This window comes from Mesorhizobium sp. M5C.F.Ca.IN.020.29.1.1, from assembly GCF_003997375.1.
GTDB lineage: Bacteria > Pseudomonadota > Alphaproteobacteria > Rhizobiales > Rhizobiaceae > Mesorhizobium > Mesorhizobium wenxiniae.
Genome location: NZ_RZSW01000609.1, coordinates 1 through 3396 on the forward strand (window position 1 = coordinate 1; position 3396 = coordinate 3396).

Sequence of the window (3396 nt, forward strand, 5' to 3'; positions counted from 1 at the left end):
GCCCGGAACCGTCCGGCTAGTTCATTGTCGGGATGACGAATTCGGCCCCGTCCTTGACGCCTGCCCGCGCGCCCGCAACCGAAGGCGAGGACGCGCAAACAAGCAACCGTCCGGCTAGTTCATGGTCGGGATGACGAATTCGGCGCCGTCCTTGACGCCGGACGGCCAGCGCGAGGTCACCGTCTTAGTCTTGGTGTAGAAGCGGAACGCGTCCGGTCCGTGCTGGTTGAGGTCGCCGAAGGAAGACGCTTTCCAGCCGCCGAACGTATAATAGGCGATCGGCACCGGGATCGGCACGTTGATACCGACCATGCCGACCTGGACTCGCGAGGCGAAGTCGCGGGCGGCATCGCCGTCGCGGGTGAAGATGGCGACGCCGTTGCCCATTTCGTGGTCGTTGGCGAGCTTGATCGCGTTCTCGTAAGTCGGCGCGCGCACTACGGAGAGCACCGGCCCAAAGATCTCTTCCTTGTAGATGCGCATGTCGGCGGTCACGTTGTCGAACAGGCTGCCGCCCATATAGTAGCCGTTCTCGTAGCCCTGCATGGAAAAGCCGCGGCCGTCGACGACCAACTTGGCGCCTTCCCTGACGCCGGTATCGACATAGCCCTTGACCCGCTCCAGCGCCTGCGCCGTCACCAGCGGGCCGAAATCGGCGGACGAATCCGTCGACGGGCCGACCTTCAGGCTTTCGACGCGCGGCACCAGCTTTTCCATCAGCCGGTTGGCGGTATCGTTGCCGACCGGGACAGCCACCGAGATCGCCATGCAGCGCTCGCCGGCCGAGCCGTAGCCGGCACCGATCAGCGCGTCGACGGTCTGGTCCATGTCGGCGTCAGGCATGATGATCATGTGGTTCTTAGCACCGCCGAAGCACTGCACGCGCTTGCCGGCCGCGCAGCCGCGCGAATAGATGTACTGGGCGATCGGCGTCGAGCCGACAAAGCCGATGGCCTTGATGTCGGGATCGTCGAGGATGGCGTCGACCACGTCCTTGTCGCCGTTGACGACGTTGAGGATGCCCGCCGGCAGGCCGGCCTCGATGAACAGCTCGGCGATGCGCATCGGCACGCCGGGGTCGCGCTCCGAAGGCTTCAGGATGAAGGCGTTGCCGCAAGCGATAGCCGGCGCGATCTTCCACAATGGGATCATCGCCGGAAAATTGAACGGCGTGATGCCGGCAACGACGCCGAGCGGCTGGCGCATCGAATAGACGTCGATGCCGGGGCCGGCGCCGTCCGTGAACTCGCCCTTCATCATATGCGGCGCGCCGATGCAGACCTCGACCACTTCCAGGCCGCGCTGGATGTCGCCCTTGGCGTCGGCGATGGTCTTGCCGTGTTCGCGCGCCAGAATGTCGGCCAGCGCATCATACTCCCCGGTGACCAGTTCGAGAAACTTCATCAAGACGCGCACGCGCCGCTGCGGATTGGTCGCCGCCCAGCCGGGCTGCGCCGCCTTGGCGTTTTCCACAGCCGCGCGCAGTTCAGCCTGCGAAGCCAGCGCCACCGTGCCGCGCACCGTGCCGTCCATCGGCTGCATGACGTCCTGCTTGCGGCCGCTGGTCCCAGCAACACGCTTGCCACCGATAAAATGACCGTATTCGATCATGGTTTCTCTCCCTGTATTCGTGATGCGCCATTGTCCGCCTTTGCGCGGCCGATGGCAACGCGAGCGAAAACGCAACCGTTGTGCGGTAAATAGATAACGGTTGACTGAGGAGCATCAAATCCCGCAAATGATAAGCCACCTCAAGGAATGACAGGTTGAGTTCCTTCGCGCCCCCCTCTGTCCTACCGGACATCTCCCCCACGAGTGGGGAGATTGGCTGTCATCCCGGCTTTCGCCAACCCGCAACGTTGCAAGGAAGTCGCCGTGGGAGCGGCCGGCCGACCTCCCCCCAAGTGGGGGAGATGTCCGGCAGGACAGAGGGGGGCGCCTTGGAGCGCTGCCGTAATCATCGTCATCCGGAACATCCTCATGAACTGGGATGACGTCCGCATCTTCCTCGCCGTGGCGCGTGCCGGCCAGATCCTTGGCGCGGCCAAGCGGCTGGAGCTCAACCACGCCACCGTCTCGCGCCGCGTCGCCGCACTCGAGGATGCGCTACGCACAAAACTTTTTCGTCGGCTGACCACCGGCAGCGAGCTGACGCCGGCGGGCGAGCGCTTTCTCGACATCGCCGAGCGCATGGAAGGCGACATGATCGCCGCGCGCTCGACCGTGGCGGGCGAAGGCGACGATGTTTCGGGCACGGTGCGCATCGGCGCGCCTGATGGTTTCGGCGTCGCCTTCCTGGCCAAACGCCTCGGCGCACTGACGGCGCTTCACCGCGAACTCACCATCCAGCTGGTGCCGGTGCCGCGTTCCTTCTCGCTGTCCAGGCGCGAAGCCGACATCGCCATCACCGTGGAGCGGCCGACCGAAGGCAGGCTGGTGGCGGGGAAGCTGGTCGACTACACGCTCGGCCTGTTCGCGTCCCGCGCCTATACCGAAACGCATGGCCTGCCCCAGACGCCCGCCGAGCTCGGCCGGCACACGCTGATCGGCTATGTGCCGGACCTCATCGTCAGCCCGTCGCTCGACTATGCGGCCGAGTTCAGCGCCGACTGGCGCACGAGCTTCGCCATCTCCTCGGCGCTCGGCCAGGCCGAAGCGGTGCGCTCCGGCGCCGGCATCGGCATTCTGCACACCTTCGTCGCCCGTTCGATGCCGGAACTGGTGGCTGTCGACATTGTCGCGCCCATCCGCCGCGCCTACTGGTTGGTCTATCACGAATCGGTCCGGCCGCTGCGCCGCGTCCAGATCGTGGCGAGCTTCATCACCAAGTCGGTGGAACGGGAGCGAAGCCTGTTCGTCTGATGATATTCATCTGACGCAGCGAAGTGTGATGAACTTGTTCCTCACCGCGCTCAAAATGCGTGAAGGACACTTCCGATCCTACCGCTGGTATCGCTCCGGTCCGAGGTCGCGGACATTGATATCCGGCACCCGGCTCGAAATGATGTCGGCCAGGACCTTGGCCGAGCCGCAGGCCATGGTCCAGCCGAGCGTGCCATGGCCGATGTTGAGATAGAGGTTGGAGAACTCGGTGCGGCCGATCAGCGGCGGCCCGTCCGGCGTCATCGGCCGCAACCCGCACCAGAAGGTCGCCGACTTCATATCGCCGCTGCCCGGAAAAAGGTCGCCAAGCGAATGTTCGAGCGTGCGCCGCCGCGATTCATGCAGCGTCAGGTCGAAGCCGGAAATCTCCGCCGTGCCACCGACCCGGATGCGGTCGCCGAGCCTGGTGATCGCCACCTTGTAAGTCTCGTCCATCACCGTCGACACCGGTGCTGCGGCAGCATCCTTGACCGGCACAGTGATCGAATAGCCCTTGACCGGATAGACCGGGAC

At 64.9% G+C, this 3396-nt stretch carries 3 protein-coding genes; 1 reads left to right on the top strand and 2 read right to left on the bottom strand.

What is annotated here, in order from left to right; translation table 11 throughout:
* Positions 1-114: 114 nt before the first annotated feature.
* Entirely contained in the window at positions 115-1611 is a 1497-nt protein-coding gene (locus tag EOA85_RS30705) for a CoA-acylating methylmalonate-semialdehyde dehydrogenase (RefSeq protein WP_127212234.1), read from the bottom strand.
* A 369-nt stretch (positions 1612-1980) separates the two neighbouring features.
* Between EOA85_RS30705 and EOA85_RS30715 the strand changes: the two genes are divergently transcribed.
* Positions 1981-2862, top strand: coding sequence for a LysR family transcriptional regulator (locus tag EOA85_RS30715; protein WP_127212235.1), 882 nt, complete (start codon positions 1981-1983; stop codon positions 2860-2862).
* A gap of 78 nt (positions 2863-2940) precedes the next feature.
* Here EOA85_RS30715 and EOA85_RS30720 read toward each other — a convergent pair.
* The coding region (locus tag EOA85_RS30720) for an FAD-dependent oxidoreductase (RefSeq protein WP_127212236.1) at positions 2941-3396 on the bottom strand (456 nt) is incomplete at its 5' end.